Source organism: Roseibium sp. AWQ4_254 (assembly GCF_056161025.1).
Genome location: NZ_JBSWYH010000006.1, coordinates 38,417 through 55,490, shown reverse-complemented (window position 1 = coordinate 55,490; position 17,074 = coordinate 38,417). Strand labels below are relative to the sequence as shown.

At 58.9% G+C, this 17,074-nt stretch carries 15 protein-coding genes; 6 read left to right on the top strand and 9 right to left on the bottom strand.

Going from position 1 to position 17,074, the window contains the following annotated elements; genetic code table 11:
• Positions 1–64: 64 nt before the first annotated feature.
• Entirely contained in the window at positions 65–370 is a 306-nt protein-coding gene (locus ACXAIC_RS06045; RefSeq protein ID WP_475174713.1) for a hypothetical protein, read from the bottom strand.
• A 269-nt stretch (positions 371–639) separates the two neighbouring features.
• Between ACXAIC_RS06045 and ACXAIC_RS06040 the strand changes: the two genes are divergently transcribed.
• From ACXAIC_RS06040 to ACXAIC_RS06030, 3 genes are all read left to right on the top strand, one after another.
• Positions 640–1,788, top strand: coding sequence for a hypothetical protein (locus ACXAIC_RS06040; RefSeq protein ID WP_475174710.1), 1,149 nt, complete (start codon positions 640–642; stop codon positions 1,786–1,788).
• Between the two features lie 127 nt (positions 1,789–1,915).
• Positions 1,916–3,115: a pyridoxal phosphate-dependent aminotransferase gene (locus ACXAIC_RS06035; RefSeq protein ID WP_475174708.1), complete on the top strand. Its 1,200-nt coding sequence runs from the start codon at positions 1,916–1,918 to the stop codon at positions 3,113–3,115.
• A gap of 256 nt (positions 3,116–3,371) precedes the next feature.
• The gene (locus tag ACXAIC_RS06030; protein WP_475174705.1) at positions 3,372–3,851 is read left to right on the top strand and encodes a DUF992 domain-containing protein; all 480 of its coding nucleotides are present in this window, start codon (positions 3,372–3,374) and stop codon (positions 3,849–3,851) included.
• A gap of 69 nt (positions 3,852–3,920) precedes the next feature.
• On the opposite strand, the gene ACXAIC_RS06025 is transcribed toward ACXAIC_RS06030, so the two are convergent.
• Complete coding sequence (locus ACXAIC_RS06025) at positions 3,921–4,292, bottom strand: hypothetical protein (protein ID WP_475174704.1); 372 nt, start codon at positions 4,290–4,292, stop codon at positions 3,921–3,923.
• 299 nt (positions 4,293–4,591) lie between these two features.
• Between ACXAIC_RS06025 and ACXAIC_RS06020 the strand changes: the two genes are divergently transcribed.
• Entirely contained in the window at positions 4,592–6,655 is a 2,064-nt protein-coding gene (locus ACXAIC_RS06020; RefSeq protein ID WP_475174701.1) for an elongation factor G, read from the top strand.
• 106 nt (positions 6,656–6,761) lie between these two features.
• Positions 6,762–7,235 carry a hypothetical protein gene (locus ACXAIC_RS06015; protein WP_475174700.1) on the top strand — a complete coding sequence of 158 codons (474 nt, stop codon included), beginning with the start codon at positions 6,762–6,764 and terminating at the stop codon, positions 7,233–7,235.
• A gap of 609 nt (positions 7,236–7,844) precedes the next feature.
• Here the strand turns inward: ACXAIC_RS06015 and ACXAIC_RS06010 are convergent.
• The 3 genes from ACXAIC_RS06010 to ACXAIC_RS06000 are packed head-to-tail and all read right to left on the bottom strand — an operon-like array spanning position 7,845 to position 10,793.
• Positions 7,845–8,741, bottom strand: a complete 897-nt coding sequence (locus ACXAIC_RS06010; protein WP_475174697.1) for a LysR family transcriptional regulator — start codon at positions 8,739–8,741, stop codon at positions 7,845–7,847.
• 30 nt (positions 8,742–8,771) lie between these two features.
• Positions 8,772–9,740 carry a thioredoxin-disulfide reductase gene (trxB, locus tag ACXAIC_RS06005; protein WP_475174695.1) on the bottom strand — a complete coding sequence of 323 codons (969 nt, stop codon included), beginning with the start codon at positions 9,738–9,740 and terminating at the stop codon, positions 8,772–8,774.
• 57 nt (positions 9,741–9,797) lie between these two features.
• Complete coding sequence (locus ACXAIC_RS06000) at positions 9,798–10,793, bottom strand: mitochondrial fission ELM1 family protein (RefSeq protein ID WP_475174692.1); 996 nt, start codon at positions 10,791–10,793, stop codon at positions 9,798–9,800.
• Positions 10,794–10,992: 199 nt separating this feature from the next.
• On the opposite strand from ACXAIC_RS06000, the gene ACXAIC_RS05995 reads away from it, so the two are divergent.
• On the top strand, positions 10,993–11,463 hold the full coding sequence (locus ACXAIC_RS05995) for an Lrp/AsnC family transcriptional regulator (protein WP_475174691.1): 471 nt from the start codon (positions 10,993–10,995) through the stop codon (positions 11,461–11,463).
• Positions 11,464–11,568: 105 nt separating this feature from the next.
• Here ACXAIC_RS05995 and ACXAIC_RS05990 read toward each other — a convergent pair whose 3' ends face one another.
• The 4 genes from ACXAIC_RS05990 to ACXAIC_RS05975 form a co-directional block, all read right to left on the bottom strand.
• The gene (locus ACXAIC_RS05990; protein WP_475174689.1) at positions 11,569–12,048 is read right to left on the bottom strand and encodes a hypothetical protein; all 480 of its coding nucleotides are present in this window, start codon (positions 12,046–12,048) and stop codon (positions 11,569–11,571) included.
• A 127-nt stretch (positions 12,049–12,175) separates the two neighbouring features.
• Positions 12,176–12,649, bottom strand: a complete 474-nt coding sequence (greA, locus tag ACXAIC_RS05985; protein WP_475174686.1) for a transcription elongation factor GreA — start codon at positions 12,647–12,649, stop codon at positions 12,176–12,178.
• A gap of 130 nt (positions 12,650–12,779) precedes the next feature.
• Positions 12,780–16,142, bottom strand: a complete 3,363-nt coding sequence (carB, locus tag ACXAIC_RS05980; protein ID WP_475174684.1) for a carbamoyl-phosphate synthase large subunit — start codon at positions 16,140–16,142, stop codon at positions 12,780–12,782.
• A 180-nt stretch (positions 16,143–16,322) separates the two neighbouring features.
• Positions 16,323–16,565 carry a helix-turn-helix domain-containing protein gene (locus tag ACXAIC_RS05975; RefSeq protein WP_475174681.1) on the bottom strand — a complete coding sequence of 81 codons (243 nt, stop codon included), beginning with the start codon at positions 16,563–16,565 and terminating at the stop codon, positions 16,323–16,325.
• Between the last annotated feature and the right edge of the window lie 509 nt (positions 16,566–17,074).

Below are 17,074 nucleotides of genomic sequence, written 5' to 3'. Positions count from 1 at the left end.
GCCGTCTCTCTCTCTCTCTGGGATCTGGAGCCGGTTCCTGGGGTGCAGCGCCCAGGAAGGGCTCTTAGTTCTTTGTTCCAGGCACTCCCGCAGGCCAGACCGTGGACCGGTTGGCTGAAGTTGCGCGACCGTCTTGAGGTCTTGATGCGCCGGTGCTGCCGGCGTGGACCAGGTCGTTACAAAGACGCAGGCCCAAACTACGGGTCGCTCCGGCCATGGCCAGAAAGGCGACAAGGGGAAGGGCGGCGGCCGGCGCTTCGGCCAAAGACATCAGGGTCAAAAGAGCCGCTGCCGCCAGGAACAGCAGCGCCGGGCCGAAGCCTGGCTGAGTTTCGCCAACATGATTGGCCGTCGATGTCCAATGGCGCATGGGGACCTCCATCGTCTTTCCAAAATCCAGACTGATGGAAAATTGAGCCTCCAGGCCGACTGCATTCGGGCATAGCTGCGAAATTTCGTGACAATTTTGAGGCATTTTCGCCAGGCCGGACAGTGCTGGAATACTCAAGACATCAGCGTTTCTGGGCGGTGACAGGCTACCGGTCGTGCTGATTTTCGCCTCAGGTTTTAATCTTTATTTGCTTTTTCGCGGCATGATTTATCTCCGGGAGATCACGTTTCATACAGGTCGGGCAGGGAATGACAGTCAACACGGCGCAGCGCGCCTTAGCCCAAAAGCCAGCAGACACCGGTGACGCTCCGGAGCCAGCACAAAAGGTTCTGGAACCCTATAAGGGGGACAAGGAAGGTCCGGCCCTCTCTCTGGCCGGGCTGCAGTTTTTTATCGCTGATATCAGCCGCAAGACCATCTTGTGGCATGAGGTCGGCAGCCAGAGCTTCAGCAGCGAAGTCAAAGACCTTCAGGAAGCCCCTTCCAATGAAGCCCTCCGGCATTTGTCGCCGGAAGACCGGAAGACCATTCTGCGGCTTGTGCAAGGGGCCATACGGGACGGCCAGTCGGGGCCGTTCGACGTGGGCGGCGGGCCGGATCACCGTATCCCCGGCATTCCGATTGTGGCCTACCGCTATGAGCTGCCGGACGGGCGCATTCTGGCCATCTGCTTTCCCTCCATTGGCGAGAGTGATGACAATCCGGGCAAGGTTGTGCTCGGGCTGGCGCCGATCCTGCAACACTTCGTCGCCTCCTCCACCCGGGTTGTGCTTCTGATCGACAATTTCGGCTATGTGCGCTTTGCCAGCGACGGCTTTTTGAAGAGTTTCCAGATCGAGGATGCCCGGCTGATCCTGGGGCGGAACATTGCCCATATCCAGAACCGGGTAGGCCGGACCATCGTCTCCCTGGCTCTGGCCGCTCTGACCCGCCAGGCCAGCGCGACTGGGCGGGGCAAGTTTCTTCTGGCCACCAGTGACAGTCTCGAACTTAACTACGACGCCATGTATTTCCGCGTCGGCGGATCTGTCGGCGGGGTCTTGTTTTCCGCAGGTCATGTGGGCGGTGATGTTGATTTCGCCAAGGTGTTTGAAATCTGCAGTGCGCCCATTCTGGTCATCAATGTCCAGTCGCGCATGATCATCGCAGCCAACAAGGCGGCTATGAAGACCTATCACCTGACCCCGGAAAGCCTGGACGTCCAGCCTGTGACGGAGGTGCTGCTGCATGCGGACAGCTTTCAGTCGCTTCTGGGCGCGGCCAAACAGGCCTCGGATGTGCCCCTGTCGGTTCCGGTCAATATCCTCAATGGCCAGACCAAGAAAAAGCGGTTCAAGTGCAGCCTGATCGACGAGGACAAGGCGGAACCCAAGCTGATCCTGGAAACGCGCAGCTGACAGGCGCTGGCGGCGCTCCCCTAAACGGCTTTGTCGGCTTGATTCTGGCGGGATTGGCCCTTGTCTTCTTGCGTCCGCGGTTCTACGGTCCGCGCGCTGTTAATTCCGTTTCCCTCTGGAGGATCTTATGGGCTTTCTTGCTGACGCATTGGCGCGTGTTCAACCTTCTGCGACCATCGCCGTCACCAACAAGGCGCGCGAGCTGAAAGCCGCAGGCCGCGACGTGATCGGCCTCGGCGCTGGCGAGCCGGATTTCGACACCCCGGAAAACATCAAGGCCGCTGCCATTGCCGCCATTAATGGCGGCAAGACCAAATACACTGCCGTCGATGGTATTCCGGAGCTGAAAGCGGCAATTGTCGAGAAATTCAAGCGGGAAAATGGCCTCACCTACACCACCAGCCAGATCACCGTCGGGACGGGTGGCAAGCAGGTGCTTTACAATGCTCTGATCGCCACCTTGAATCCGGGCGACGAGGTGATCGTGCCGACACCTTACTGGGTGAGCTATCCGGACATGGTGCTGCTGGCAGGTGGCGAGCCGGTGATCGTGGAAGCGGACAAGTCCACATTTAAAATAACGCCGGAGGCGCTGGAGGCGGCAATCACGCCGCGCACCAAATGGCTGATCTTCAACTCCCCGTCCAACCCGTCCGGAGCCGCTTATACGGAAGCGGAACTGAAGGGCTTGACCGAGGTGCTCGTGAAGCATCCGCATGTGTGGGTCATGACGGATGATATGTATGAGCATCTCGTCTATGACGATTTCAAATTCACGACGCCGGCCCAGATCGAGCCGTCCTTGTATGAGCGCACCCTGACGGTGAATGGTGTGTCCAAGGCCTATGCCATGACCGGCTGGCGGATCGGCTATGCCGGTGGACCGGCCGATCTGATCAAGGCCATGGCAAAGGTACAGTCCCAGTCGACCTCCAACCCGTGTTCGATTGCCCAGTGGGCGGCGCTGGAAGCCCTGTCCGGTCCGCAGGACTTCATCCCTGCAAACAACGAGATCTTCAAGGGGCGCCGGGATCTTGTGGTGTCCATGCTGAACCAGGCCACAGGCCTCAGCTGCCCAGTGCCGGAAGGGGCGTTTTATGTGTTCCCGTCCTGCGCTGGCACCATCGGCAAGACCGCGCCGTCCGGCAAGGTGATCGAAAGCGACGAGGATTTTGTCACCGAGCTTCTGGAGACCGAAGGTGTTGCTGTTGTCCACGGCTCCGCCTTTGGGCTGGGCCCGAATTTCCGGATCTCCTATGCAACCTCGACGGAAGCGCTGGAAGAAGCCTGCACCCGCATTCAGCGGTTCTGTGGCAATCTGAAATAAGCTGCGTTGACAGCTGAGCTGGAAAAGGGCGGCTTTCGGCCGCCTTTTTTGTTGGCTGACACAGGGCAGGCCCGCGCCGGAGGGGCGAATTCAGGTCCGCCCAGATTTTGACGTGATGGCTTCCCAAATGCTGTTTGCTCCGGCCTTGAAACGCCTGACCCTTCACATACGCTCCGGTCCCGGTTGATCCATTGCACCAGGGCGTCTCTCCAGTACGCCAAGGTTTGAGGAGCCCCAGCAGAATGGAGTGAAGTCAATGCGTTTGAAATGTCTGGTGCTTGCGGTGTCCCTGTGTCTTCTGGCAGTCCCGTCCCAGGCGGCCGCGGTCAATCCAAAGATTGAAATCGGCAAACTCAGCTGCCAGGTGGAAGGAGAGCACAGCTTCCTGGTCGGGTCTTCCGCGGAGCTCAGCTGCAGCTTTGCCCCGGCCGATGGCGGGGTGGCCGAGCCGTATCACGGCAAGATCCGCGACTATGGTCTTGATATGGGCAAGACCAGCAATGCGACGCTCGTTTGGGGTGTGCTGGCTCCCTCGACTAACCACAAACCAGGCCTCTTGACGGGAACCTATGGCGGTGTGACGGCGGGGGTAAGCCTCGGGGCGGGCCTCAAGGCCAATGCTCTTTTGGGTGGTCTGAACCGGTCGATTGCCCTCAACCCGTTCAGTCTTGAAAGCCAGACGGGTACCAATCTGACCCTTGGTGTCAGTAAGCTGACGCTGGAAGCCGCCAAATAACGGTCTGATCATCGTGATCCGGGAGGACCGTCTGCCCGCTGGGCTGTGCCCAGTGGGCGGCAGGACTTGTCACCGGTTCATGTTGCAGGGAGGAGTTCCGCAGGCCGCGTCCTGTGTGGCTTGTCTGGCCCGCTCCACACTCTGCCGGTTGAGGTTTTCGGTCCGGTTGAGCCGGTTGATCTGGTCGATCCGCCTCTGAATGGTGAAGTCGGTTTTCTGGCGGGTCAAATTCTGGTTGAGCTGCTGCTGGGCCGAAGGCAGCAGGGAGGAGCCGCTCTCCGGCAAACCGCGCAGTTGGGTGCTTTGTGCCTGTGCGGGCAGGGCGCCAAGGGCAGCGGAGACAAGCATGGCCGGCAGGGCCATGCATCTGGCGGCTTCAGATTGACTGACGGTCGACAGCTTCCTGCTCTGAGGGAATTTTCTTCGACGCAGCTTGGCCATGTCTCAGGTCCTTTGTGATGACAGATCTGCCGTTACGGATAGCTTGGCCAGCTTGCCCGGGAAATGGGGCAGGCGCAAGGAGTCCGGTATTGCTGCACTGCGGCGTAAGATTCCCTTGCTTTTGCCCCTGAAACGGCGCGACGATACCTGGGCGCCCCCGGCCGTCCGGCCCGTTTCAGGCTTGGCGCGTCTGGCCTGTACAGGGCCTGCAAGAAATCGGGGCGAGACGCGGCAGCCCGCGTCCAACGGCCTTGCCGCGTTGTACCGAGGGATTCCTCGTTCACAACGGGAGGCTCATTATGGCACACACTATAAAAGAAAAGGGATCTGCTGCCGGCGCAACGCCGCGCTGCATTGCCCTTGTCGGACCCTTTGGCAGCGGCAAAACCAGCTTGCTGGAGGCCTTGCTGGCCCGAACGGATAATCTGGCCCGGCAGGGGACGGTTGGAGATGGCAATACGGTTGGAGACGCTTCGCCGGAGGCGCGGGCCCATGGCATGAGTGTTGAGGTCAATATCGCCGGGGCGGAGTATTTGGGAGACCGGTTTGTTTTTGCCGATTGCCCCGGTTCGGTGGAATTTTTGAGCGAAATGGACGGTGTGCTTGGCGGCGCTGATCTTGCCGTCGTGGTGGCGGAGGATGATGAGCGCAAGGTGCCAGCCTTGCAGCTGATCCTGAAAGCCCTTGAAGCCCGCGCCATTCCGCGGGTTTTGTTTTTGAACAAGATCGACAAGAGCAACCGCCGGGTGCGCGATGTCTTGAGCTTGCTGCAGCCTGCTTCCGCTGTGCCGCTGGTCTTGCGGCAGATCCCGATCTGGGAGAACGGGCAGGCGACCGGCTTCATCGATCTGGCGCTGGAACGGGCTCATGTCTATCACGAAAAGGAGCCGAGCACGCGGATCGACATGTCCAGCGAAGACCGGACCCGCGAACACGAGGCGCGGTTCACCATGCTTGAGCACCTGGCCGATCACGATGATGATCTGATGGAGGCGCTGCTGGAGGATATCGCCCCCGACCGGGATCTGGTGTTTGCCGATCTGGTCAGGGACATGCGCGACGGATTGATCTGTCCGGTCTTTTTCGGCTCTGCCGAGCATGGCAACGGGGTGGGCCGTCTTCTGAAGGCGCTGCGCCATGAGGCGCCTGGTGTGGATGTGCTCAAACACCGTCTTGCAGAAGCCGGACAGCGTGCGCTGCTTTATGTGGTCAAGACCCTGCACACCCAGCATGGCGGCAAACTCTCCATTGCCCGCATTCTGGAAGGAGAGGTGTCGGATGGGGACAGTCTGTTCCGCAACGGGCGGCAAGAGGTGAAGGTGTCCGGGCTCTTTTCTATTTTTGGGCAGCATGCCAGCAAGATCCCAGCCGCCCGGAAGGGGGATCTGGTGGCCCTCGGGCGGCTGGAGGATGTCATGACCGGAGATGTCTTGAGCCATGAAGAGGGGCCGATACGCTCAAGCCAGCCGCTGGTGCCCCGCCCGCCGGTGCTGGCCGCCGCTGTTGCGGCAGCCCAGCGCAAGGATGAGGTGCGCCTGTCGGCCGCCCTGGCCAAGCTGGAGGAAGAGGATCCGTCCTTGTCGGTCAGCCAGAACCAGACCACGGCTGAAACCCTGCTCCAGGGGCAGGGGGAAATGCATTTGCGGGTTGCCCAGGAGCGGCTTGCGGGAAAATACGGCCTCACGGTTTCTGCAAGCACGCCGCATGTGCCCTATGCGGAGACAATACGCGGGAAAACCAAGGTGCGGGGACGCCATAAGAAACAGTCGGGCGGCCATGGCCAGTTCGGGGATGCGGTTCTTGAGATTACGCCCTTGCCCAGGGGCGAAGGCGTCCAGTTTACCGACACGATCACCGGTGGGGTGGTGCCCAAACAATATATTCCCTCCGTCCGGGACGGGGTACTGGAAGCGCTCCAGCGGGGGGCGCTGGGCTTTCCGGTCGTGGATGTGGCTGTCTGCCTGACGGATGGGTCCTATCATTCGGTGGACAGTTCCGATCAGGCTTTCAAGATGGCTGGTATTCTGGCAATCCGCGAGGGCCTGCCCGACTGCAAACCGGTCCTGCTGGAGCCGATCCACAAGGTGGCCGTGGTCTGCCCGAGCGAGACCACGGCGCGGGTCAATGCCATTGTCTCCGCCCGCCGGGGCCAGCTTCTGGGCTTTGATGCCAGGCCCGGTTGGCCCGGCTGGGACGAGGTGCAGGCGCTGATGCCAGAAGCGGAAATCGGAGACCTGATTGTGGAGCTGAGATCAGCGACCGCCGGGGTTGCCAGCTATACGTCCGAGTTTGATCATATGGCAGAGCTGTCCGGAAAGGCGGCGGAACTGGCGCTGCAGCGCTCCGGCAAACAGGCCGCCTGAGGTGGTTTGTCCTGGACGGTGACGCAAAGAGGGGCTCTTTGGGTCCCTCTTTTGCGTTGCACTCCCTGATTTCAGCCTGCGCAAGTCAAATCCGCTGAAACGTGACTTGCCTCAAGCCCGTTCTGCAAAGGTTTGTTTCATTTGTTGCCAATACTTTGAAGGCGTATCGATCCGGCAAAACGAACAGCCGGTTTCAGTTAAGGGGGCTTATTTGGCAACGTTGAGAATATTCAAAGGTTATCTTTTGGCTTGCGTTGTTGCTGCCTTTTCCCTTTTGATTCCCTGGATTTTTTTATCTAAATCGACTCATCAGCATGAAGTATTAGATATAATATTTTTAGTTTCTTTTATGGTTTTTGTTTTCTGTCTCTGGATTGTAATTTTTACAATTGTCCCCTTCATCTTATTCGTTGTGATTTCTGAGGTTTTATCCATAAGAATCCTTTGTTTTCATTTGATTTGTGCGTTTTTTATCATGTGTTTTGTCGTTTATATTTTAAGTGATAAAAGAGACTTCGTTTTGAGTTTTGACCTTTTGTTTTTCTCCGTTCCAAGCCTGCTTGGCTGTCTGGTTTTTTAGTATGTATCGGGGCGGTACGCTGGGACCGGCTGGACGCAAGGGCTGCTGCCGCATCAGGACCAGGGTGTGCTGGGTGAGTGGAGGCAAAAGTGACCGTCGTAATAACGTTTTGCTCTTGAGTGCAGGGGGGGTGGGCAAAGGCGTTTCAGCGCCTGTTAGGACAGGCGCTTTTTGCGCGGCATCTGCTTTTCAGGCAAAAAAAATGCCGGGTCCAAGGACCCGGCAGTTTGATTTGATTCACTGAAAACAGTGGAATCACCTTCCAGAGGGGAACAGCTGGTCAGAACATCACTGGGAGGAGGACGTGATGTCCGTGTGACCAACAGTGATGCTTATATGCGGTGCACAAGCTGCATAAACAAGTGGCAGGCGCGCAATTCTGATATGCGTTTTACGCAGAGCTCTCTGCTAGTTCTGCGCGAAATGTCTAAAATCCTTTAAAAACAGTCTATTAGGGAGTTTGATTTCGACATTTTCACCTGAGCTCAATAGATAAGCAGGCTAAAAAAATTTTGGATACCGCCTTCGAAGGCGGGTTTGCTTAACAAAGCGTCTGATTTCACGTTGCTTAGAAATTGGGCTGTTTGACGGTCTGACGCTGCGGCAACCTCAATAGGTCCACTTTTCCGCGCTGGACAGCAGAAATTCACGGAAGGCCGTCACGCGGGCGGTGTTTTTGAGTTCGGACGGATAGACAAAATAGGTGTCGAACGAAGGCACCTTATCCTCCTGCTCGGTCAGGACGGGCACCGCGTTCGTAGTGTGGTCAATAATGTAATCCGGCAGCATGGCGATGCCGACACCGGATTGAACAGCCCTGCGGATCGCAACGATATTGTTGACCTTCAACACGGAGCGCCGGGTCTCGCCGGTGGGTTTTCCGGCAGATTCCAGCCAGTTCATGGAGCGCAGATAGGCAGGGGCCTGCTCCCCGAAGGTGATGATGCGGTGATCATCCAGGTCTTCAATCGATGTTGGCGCCCCGAAGCGCTGCACATATTCCGGCGCGGCGAAGACGTGGAAATGCACGGTAAAGAGTTTACGTTGTATCAGGTCCGGCTGGGTCGGCTGGCGCAGGCGGATGGCCACATCTGCCTGGCGCATGCCCAGATCCAGCTCGTCATCGTCAAACAGGAGGCGCAGGTCAACCTCCGGATAAAGGTCGATAAAATTTTTGATGCGTGAGGTGAGCCAGGTGGAGCCAAGGCCAACAGTTGTGGTCACCCTGAGGACACCGGATGGCTTTTCCTTGCTGTCCGTCAGGCTGGACTGGACGGATTCCAGCTTCATCAGCACATCGCTTGCGGTCCGGTAGAGCAGTTCGCCCTGTTCGGTCAGCAAAAGCCCCCTGGCATGGCGATGGAACAGGGCTACGCCCAGGTCCTGTTCCAGGGCGCTGACCTGCCTGCTGACGGCTGACTGGCTCATATGCAGGGTATCGCCCGCATGAGTGAAACTGCCGGCCTGCGCCGCCGCATGAAAGATGCGTAGTTTGTCCCAGTCCATGCGAGCCCCTCCGTTCAACCTCAGACGGCCTTATTCGGCCGCCTGTTGTGTGGATGCCGCTTCATGTTCGGCCAGAAACTTTTCCGCTTCAAGTGCGGCCATGCAGCCCATGCCGGCGGCGGTTACCGCCTGGCGGTAAATATCGTCGGTCACGTCCCCGGCGGCAAACACGCCCGGAATGGAGGTTTTGGTCGAATCCGGGGCCGTTTCCAGATAGCCATTGGGTTTCAAAGTCAGCTGATCCTTGAACAGCTCAACAGAAGGGGCATGGCCGATGGCGATGAAAACACCGTCCGTCGCCAGCTCCCGGGTCTCGCCGCTGCTGGTGTGTTTCAACCGCACGCCGGTGACGGCCTTGGGTGTGCCGCCGCCCAGGATCTCATCAATCTGATGGTCCCAGACCACCTCGATTTTCGGGTTCTGGAACAGCCGGTCCTGCAGGATCTTTTCCGCACGCAGGCTGTCGCGCCGGTGCACAAGGGTAACTTTTGAAGCCAGATTGGCGAGATAGAGCGCTTCTTCGACCGCCGTGTTGCCACCTCCGACGACAACGACATCCTTGTTGCGGTAGAAAAAGCCGTCGCAGGTGGCGCAGGCCGACACGCCGGCCCCCATATAATCCTGTTCGGACGGCAGGCCGAGCCAGCGGGCCTGGGCCCCTGTGGCAATGACCAGCGTATCGGCGGTGTAGGTGGTGCCGCTGTCGGCTTCCAGGCGGAACGGGCGTTGGGAGAGGTCTGCTTTCACGATGGTGTCATAGACCAGATTCGTGCCGACATTTTCTGCCTGCTTCTGCATTTGTTCCATCAGCCATGGGCCCATGACCGGATCGGCAAAGCCCGGATAATTTTCCACATCTGTGGTGATGGTCAGCTGGCCACCGGGCTGGATGCCAGCAACAAGTGTCGGCTGGATCATGGCGCGGGCGGCATAGATGGCGGCGGTATAACCGGCCGGGCCGGAGCCGATGATCAAAAGCTTGCTGTGTTCCGTGCTCATGAGGCCACCTTTTTCCTCGTCTTCTTGTGTCAGCCTGCCCCTTCGGTCCGGGAAGGGTCACGTGGTCGTCTGGTGTTGCCGGAAGGCCGAGAACTCCTCAAGGATGCGCCCGGCAATGATCGGCGTTGCGTCTATCGGCTCGTAGGTAGTTGTTTTTAGCGGTCCTGGGAAGGGGTGTGTCACGCCCAACCGGTCCAAAGCCGACAAAAAACGGGTGATTTTCCTGTGACCGCCACTGGGATGGAACACGTGGACGGGTTTGCCGGTTGCGGTGGCTTCGCTGATCATATTGGTCGAATCGGCGGTCACGACGATGGCATCTGCCTTGGCGAGGTAAGCGCCGAGCGGATTGGGCGTTTGTCCCGTCCAGTATAGATGGCCGCCCGACTTGGCGAGGCTGGACAAACCATAGGCCAGCGGGGCGGGCGTGCGGCGTGAGGCCGTGATCATGAAGCGGGCGTTCTCCTGAGCGGCCACCTGCCGCAGGCCGGTCAACAGGCGTTGCTGATCAGCCTCCAGAAAGGTGTGGTGGTGGCTGTCGCCGCCAATCAGGACCGCAACCCGCGGTGACTTCAGTGTGTCGATCTCCACGGCCGGGGCTGCGCGAAGATCCGCCAGACGCTCTGCGGAAAACCGGTGAGGCGAGGTCGGGGTCACCAGCACATTGCGGCCGCGCAGGCCGTCATGTTCGGGAACCCAGATGAGGTCGGCGGCCTTCGGACCGGTTCTGGGGTCCTTGAGGAAAACCGTGAAGGTGCGTCCACCGGACCGCCGCTTGATCCGTCTCAAATAGCCAGCGGCCCGCCGTCCCGATGCGATGACAATGTCCGGATAGGGGGGGGCAATCGGGCTGCTTGTCCGGCCTTCCCACTCGCGCGGGTCGGTTGGTCCGAAAGGCAGCCACCAGGAAAAGGGCGGGCGTGGAGCAACCGTACGTGTCTCGTAAGGGGCTCCAAGGGCCTCGGCCACACCGGCACATTGCGCGAGATCGCCGGCCTTGCCATCGGTCAGGACCCAGATGGAGGCGGGGAAGGTCTCCGGCTCAGCTTGCATTTATGGAGAAGTTTCCCTGTCGTGAACTTTCTGAATCGTGCGCGATTTTGTTATAGTCTTGCACAATCGCGCAAAAAATCATAATCCGGCACGCACAGACAGGTTATCGTGGCGCCTTGACCGGCGGCAAGGGGAAGTTCCCCTTGATCCGGCTCTGCCCACAGGCAGCCCCCTTGGAAACAGTCCGAAGGAGACAGGATTGAAAGCGCGGCTCGATGCCATCGATTGGCAAATCCTGAAAGAATTGCAAGGCGACGGACGCATGACCAATGTGGAACTGGCCCGCCGGGTCGGCATTTCCGCGCCGCCCTGTCTGCGCCGGGTGCGGGCGCTGGAAGAGGCAGGCCTTATCCAGGGGTACAGGACGCTGCTGGACGAAAAGCAGCTGGGCTATGATGTGACCGCCTTTGCCATGGTGGGGCTGCACAGCCAGACGGAAGCGGATCTGATCGCCTTTGAAGAGGTGGTTACGAACTGGCCGCTGGTGCGTGAAAGCTACATGCTGTCAGGAGAGGTGGATTTTCTGCTGAAATGTGTCTCACCCGATCTGCAGACCTTCCAGAACTTTGTCATCCGCGATCTGACCGCCGCGCCCAATGTGGACAGTGTGCGCACGGCACTGACAATCCGGCGCACCAAGGATGAGCCGGTCGTCCCGATTGAAGGCTGACGCCAGCCGGGTTTGTTAAGGCCGGTTGTCTGCTGCCTGAAGTCACAGATGCCAACGCAAAAGACAAACCAGTTTGCGCGATTTGAACGCAACGGGCAATTTGCGTCAGCTGGCAAGGGCCTGCCGGTGGCGCAGGCCTGTGACCTTGCGGTGCAGCCGGGTGGCTAGGGTGATGTCCCTGAGGGCGGTGGCGGCCAGTGTGAACGCGACGCTCAACAGGGCGCATGTGGTCATAATGGCCACGGGCAGCAGCTGGTCGTAGTGATAGGCATCCAGGGCCTGATCCAAAGGCTCCAGCCCTGAATAGAGGCGGCTGCGCACCGTATCGCTATAGGCACCTATGTCCAGGCTGCCGCGTTTGACGTAGCTGAGGCCGTAAATCAGCGCAAACACGGACGCGGCCAGAACCACCAAAAAGCCGAACATTTTCACAACAAAGGCCAGAGCGCTTTCGTGCCGCTGCCGCACAAGACGCCGGAAGATCTGACGCTCGCGCGGGTCCAGCCGGGCAAAAACAATCCAGCGGTAGATCCAGAGCGGAACGGCTGCCGCCAGCAGCCACATGCCAATTACATGAAAGACCATTGCTTGCCCTCCGACACGTTGAGCCACCAGTTTAGCGGCTGACCGGTGGCGGTCAAAGGAAAAGCTTACCCAGGGTTGTTTTTCGTCCGGCTCTGATCCGTCGAAAGGGCAGCAAAGGTCAGTGAAATCAGGCGAATTTGACTTCGACAATCTCGTAGGACCGGGCCCCGCCGGGGGCGGCCACTTCGACGCTGTCGCCGACGGACTTGCCGATCAGAGCGCGGGCAATCGGAGAGGAAATCGACACTTTGTTTTGCTTCACGTCGGACTCCACGTCGCCGACGATCATGTAGTGTTTTTCCTCTTCCGTATCCTCATCGATGAGGGAGACGGTCGCGCCGAATTTGACAACATCGCCGGTCAGCTTGGTAACGTCGATGACTTCGGCGCGCGACAGCTTGTCCTCCAGTTCCGAAATACGGCCTTCATTCAGGCTCTGGGCTTCTTTAGCCGCATGGTATTCGGCATTTTCCGACAGATCGCCGTGGGCACGGGCTTCAGCAATGGCCTCCACGATGCGCGGACGCTCGACCGCAGTACGTTCCTTCAGTTCATCCTGAAGCATTTTGTACCCGGCAGAGGTCATCGGAACTTTTTCCATGGGTCTCAGACCTTCAGCTTATTGGGTCCCTTGTCAGCCTGTTCGGCCTGTTGCAGGGACCGCGCATTTACAAAAACAAACCAAGCCGGGAAAGGCGCGCTTTCCCGGCCGGTCAACGAGTATAATAGCCTTAGCCGAAGTAGGATTGTAAAGGTCTTACTTCAAGGCGCCCCGCCTTGTGGGCGGCAATGCCTTTGGCTGCTGCGACAGATCCTGCGAGGGTCGTGTAATACGGAACCTTGTTCAAGAGCGCCGCCCGGCGCATCGACCGGCTGTCGGCGATGGCTTGCGCGCCCTCTGTCGTATTGAAGACGAGCTGAACCTCCCCGTTCTTCACAGCATCAACGATATGGGGTCGGCCTTCAAGCACCTTGTTGATTTTCTTCACCGCAATACCCCGCTGCTCCAGATATTTCTGGGTGCCGCCGGTCGCAATGATTGTAAAGCCGGCAGTTTCAAGGCGGCGGACCGCCTCTACAACGCCTTCCTTATCCGCATCCCGTATGGACACGAACACGGTGCCCTGTTCGGGAACCCCGGTGCCGCAGCCGATCTGGGACTTGGCAAATGCGGTGCCGAAGGCCGTATCGAGACCCATGACCTCCCCTGTGGAGCGCATCTCCGGGCCGAGGATCGTGTCGACACCGGGGAACCGGGCAAACGGGAAGACGGCTTCCTTGACCGCGATATGGTCGAGGGTTTTCTCGCTGAGGCCGAACGAGGCCAGGCTCTCGCCCGCCATCACCCGGCTGGCGATCTTGGCAACGGGCTCGCCGATGGTCTTGGCGACAAAGGGCACGGTCCGGGACGCGCGCGGGTTGACTTCCAGAACGTAGATCTCGCCGTCCTTGATGGCATATTGCACATTCATCAGGCCGCCGACCTCAAGGGCAAGGGCCATGGCCTTTGTCTGCCGCATTAGCTCCGCAATCAGATCCTGCGACAGGGAGAAGGGCGGCAGGGAGCAGGCGCTGTCGCCGGAATGGATGCCAGCCTCCTCGATATGCTCCATGATGCCGCAGACAAAAACGTCCTTGCCGTCGCACAGGGCGTCCACATCCACCTCGATAGCGCCTTCCAGATAGCGGTCGAACAGCAGCGGATTGGTGCCCAGAACCGTGTTGATCTGGCCGGTCTTGTCATTGGGGTATTTGGCGCGCACTTCCGCCGGCACCAGCTCGGGCAGGGTGCCGAGCAGGTAGGAATTGAGGGCCTCGTCGTCGCGGATGATCTGCATGGCCCGGCCGCCGAGCACATAAGACGGGCGCACGACCAAAGGAAGGCCAAGCTGGCCGGCAATCAACCGTCCCTGTTCCACTGAATAGGCGATGCCGTTTTCCGGCTGCTTCAGGTCCAGCTTGACCAGGAGCTTCTGGAACCGGTCCCGGTCTTCCGCCAGGTCGATCATGTCCGGCGCGGTGCCCAGGATCGGCACATCCGCTTTCACAAGAGATTGTGCCAGCTTGAGCGGGGTCTGGCCGCCGAACTGGACGATCACCCCGTGCAGCGTGCCGTTCTTCTGCTCGGTTCGGATGATTTCCAAAACGTCTTCCGGGGTCAGCGGTTCGAAATAGAGCCGGTCGGAGGTATCGTAGTCCGTGGACACGGTTTCCGGATTGCAGTTCACCATGATGGTTTCATAACCGGCATCGTTCAGGGCGAAGGCCGCATGGCAGCAGCAATAGTCAAATTCGATACCCTGGCCGATCCGGTTCGGGCCACCGCCCAGAATGACCACCTTCTTCTTGTCGGATGGTGCGGCCTCGCAGGCGGGGCTGCCCATGAAGGGGGCTTCATAGGTGGAGTACATATAGGCGGTAGGGGAGGCGAATTCCGCCGCGCAGGTGTCAATGCGCTTATAGACTGGATGAACATCCAGCGCCGTTCTAAGGGCCACCACCTCCTCGGCATCGGTTCCGGCCAGGCTGGCCAGGCGGGCGTCGGAAAAGCCCATGGACTTGAGCTTGCGCATATTGGCCGCATCCCGGGGCAGGCCAACGGTCCGCACCTTGGCTTCCATGGCCAGGATGTCCGCAATCTGCTCCAGGAACCAGGGATTGATGCCACTGGCCTGATTGATCTCCTCAACGCTCATGCCAAGGCGCATGGCCTGGGCCACGTTCAAAAGGCGTGTCGGTGTCGGTGTGGAGACGGCTGCGCGCAAGGCGTTCCGGTCGTCGCCCTGATCAAGGCCCGGAATGTCGGTCTCGTCCAGGCCGTTGAGGCCGGTTTCCAGGCCGCGCAGGGCCTTTTGCAGGCTTTCATTGAAGGTCCGGCCGATGGCCATGACCTCACCGACCGACTTCATGGCCGTGGTCAGGGTGGCTTCGGAGCCGGGGAATTTTTCAAAGGCAAAGCGCGGGATCTTGGTCACGACATAGTCGATGGTCGGCTCAAAGGAGGCCGGGGTCGCGCCGCCGGTAATGTCGTTTTCCAGTTCGTCCAGCGTGTAGCCAACCGCCAGCTTGGCGGCGATCTTGGCGATCGGGAAGCCGGTGGCCTTGGAGGCCAGGGCTGAAGACCGGGAGACACGCGGATTCATTTCAATGACCACAAGGCGGCCAGTGTCGGGATCGACTGCAAATTGAACGTTGGAACCGCCTGTCTCCACGCCGATTTCCCGCAGGACCGCAATCGAGGCGTCCCGCATGATTTGGTATTCCTTGTCGGTCAGGGTCAGCGCCGGGGCAACCGTGATCGAATCGCCGGTGTGAACCCCCATCGGGTCCACGTTCTCGATGGAGCAGATGATGATGCAGTTGTCCGCCTTGTCGCGGACCACTTCCATTTCATATTCTTTCCAGCCTAGCAGGCTTTCATCGATCAAAACCTGGCCGACCGGCGAGGCGTCGATGCCGGAGCGCGCGATGGTCTCGAATTCTTCCCGGTTATAGGCAACGCCGCCGCCCGTGCCGCCAAGCGTGAAGGCGGGACGGATGATGGCTGGCAGGCCGATCTCGTCAAGGGCGCGCATGGCTTCCAGATAGCCCGCATTGCGGTCATATCCGGTGATCTTGCCATTGTCATCGCGGATGGCCGGGGAGGAAGCGATGGCCGCACGCGGGTTCTCCAGACCGATCTTGTCCATGGCGGCCCGGAATTTTTCCCGGTCTTCCGCCTTTTCGATGACGTCGCCGCGGGCACCGATCATTTCCACGCCGTATTTTTCCAGAACGCCCATCTGCTCCAGGTCCAGGGCGCAGTTCAGGGCGGTTTGCCCGCCCATGGTGGGCAGCAGGGCGTCAGGCCGCTCTTTTTCGATGATCCGGGCCACAAGATCCGGGGTGATCGGCTCGATATAAGTGGCATCGGCCAGATCCGGGTCGGTCATGATCGTGGCCGGGTTGGAGTTGACCAGAATGATGCGGTAGCCCTCTTCGCGCAGGGCCTTGCAGGCCTGGGTTCCTGAGTAGTCGAATTCACAGGCCTGGCCGATGACAATCGGGCCCGCGCCAATGATCAGGATGGAAGAGATATCTGTGCGTTTTGGCATCTCGGCTCGCAGCTCGCTGCGGCCAGTCCGGATAAGCACTCGGGCATATTCGGTCTGACACGATCAAGTGGTGAATGACTATGTTGGCTGAGCGCGTCTTATAGGCAAAAGCGCTGCACTAGGAAACCCCGGCGGACCGATAACGGCATGTTTTTCGTATGCCGGGGAAATGGTCCGGAGTCAGTCGGCTTCGACCGGCTCGAGAACCAGGGGCGTTGTCGCTTGACCGTCAAAGTCGCCGATGCCTTTGGACAGGGCGTAACAAGCCAGGCGGATGGATTTGGGGATCTCCACCGGGCGGCCGTCCCGATTGCCTTTTTCATAATATTGGATCATACGCTTTTTCAGGCCCAGCCGGTCAGCTGCATCTTTTTGTTTGAGCCCGAGAGTCCGGCGCCAGGTGCGGAATTGTTGAGGTGTCATTCCAGGCACAGAGGTTTTTGGTTTTGAATCGGGCATTTTCACAATAGTCCACAGTCTCTTCATGTCACACGCGCAGATTTGTCTCTGGCGCTGATTTGATTGACACAAATAACCTGGATCAGGCTTTGTCAATCGGGAAGTGCACAATGTGCTCTTTTTAAGGCGGGGATCTGCCTTCAAGTTGCCGGAAAAAGTTTTTTGATGGCATGAATTGAGGCGTTCCCTAGCAAAAGAAGAACCTAGTCTTATGTTTTAAGTTCGAGCTCTCAGGCTATGTCAGGCGTGTTTTGAAGGCATGTGTTGGGGTGACAAAAGTCCCCTAGAGGTAAAATGTGGAATGATTCTAAAACTGAAGCATCTGATGGGTGCATATCTAAAAAAGAGTATTTATTAAATGTAACGTCCATAAGTTGTGAAACATGACTTATACTTCATGTTTTCGTTGGGGGGGAATGAGTTGGCGGCGAAAGAAACTTTCGCGAAAGGTTAATTTTGACAATATTCTGTTT

Excerpts from the sequence above, each read along its gene's own strand:
- ACXAIC_RS06045 (WP_475174713.1), bottom strand. The coding sequence starts at position 370 with ATGCGCCATTGGACATCGACGGCCAATCATGTTGGCGAAACTCAGCCA.
- ACXAIC_RS06040 (WP_475174710.1), top strand. The coding sequence starts at position 640 with ATGACAGTCAACACGGCGCAGCGCGCCTTAGCCCAAAAGCCAGCAGAC.
- ACXAIC_RS06035 (WP_475174708.1), top strand. The coding sequence starts at position 1,916 with ATGGGCTTTCTTGCTGACGCATTGGCGCGTGTTCAACCTTCTGCGACC.
- ACXAIC_RS06030 (WP_475174705.1), top strand. The coding sequence starts at position 3,372 with ATGCGTTTGAAATGTCTGGTGCTTGCGGTGTCCCTGTGTCTTCTGGCA.
- ACXAIC_RS06025 (WP_475174704.1), bottom strand. The coding sequence starts at position 4,292 with ATGGCCAAGCTGCGTCGAAGAAAATTCCCTCAGAGCAGGAAGCTGTCG.
- ACXAIC_RS06020 (WP_475174701.1), top strand. The coding sequence starts at position 4,592 with ATGGCACACACTATAAAAGAAAAGGGATCTGCTGCCGGCGCAACGCCG.
- ACXAIC_RS06010 (WP_475174697.1), bottom strand. The coding sequence starts at position 8,741 with ATGGACTGGGACAAACTACGCATCTTTCATGCGGCGGCGCAGGCCGGC.
- trxB (WP_475174695.1), bottom strand. The coding sequence starts at position 9,740 with ATGAGCACGGAACACAGCAAGCTTTTGATCATCGGCTCCGGCCCGGCC.
- ACXAIC_RS06000 (WP_475174692.1), bottom strand. The coding sequence starts at position 10,793 with ATGCAAGCTGAGCCGGAGACCTTCCCCGCCTCCATCTGGGTCCTGACC.
- ACXAIC_RS05990 (WP_475174689.1), bottom strand. The coding sequence starts at position 12,048 with ATGGTCTTTCATGTAATTGGCATGTGGCTGCTGGCGGCAGCCGTTCCG.
- greA (WP_475174686.1), bottom strand. The coding sequence starts at position 12,649 with ATGGAAAAAGTTCCGATGACCTCTGCCGGGTACAAAATGCTTCAGGAT.
- carB (WP_475174684.1), bottom strand. The coding sequence starts at position 16,142 with ATGCCAAAACGCACAGATATCTCTTCCATCCTGATCATTGGCGCGGGC.
- ACXAIC_RS05975 (WP_475174681.1), bottom strand. The coding sequence starts at position 16,565 with ATGACACCTCAACAATTCCGCACCTGGCGCCGGACTCTCGGGCTCAAA.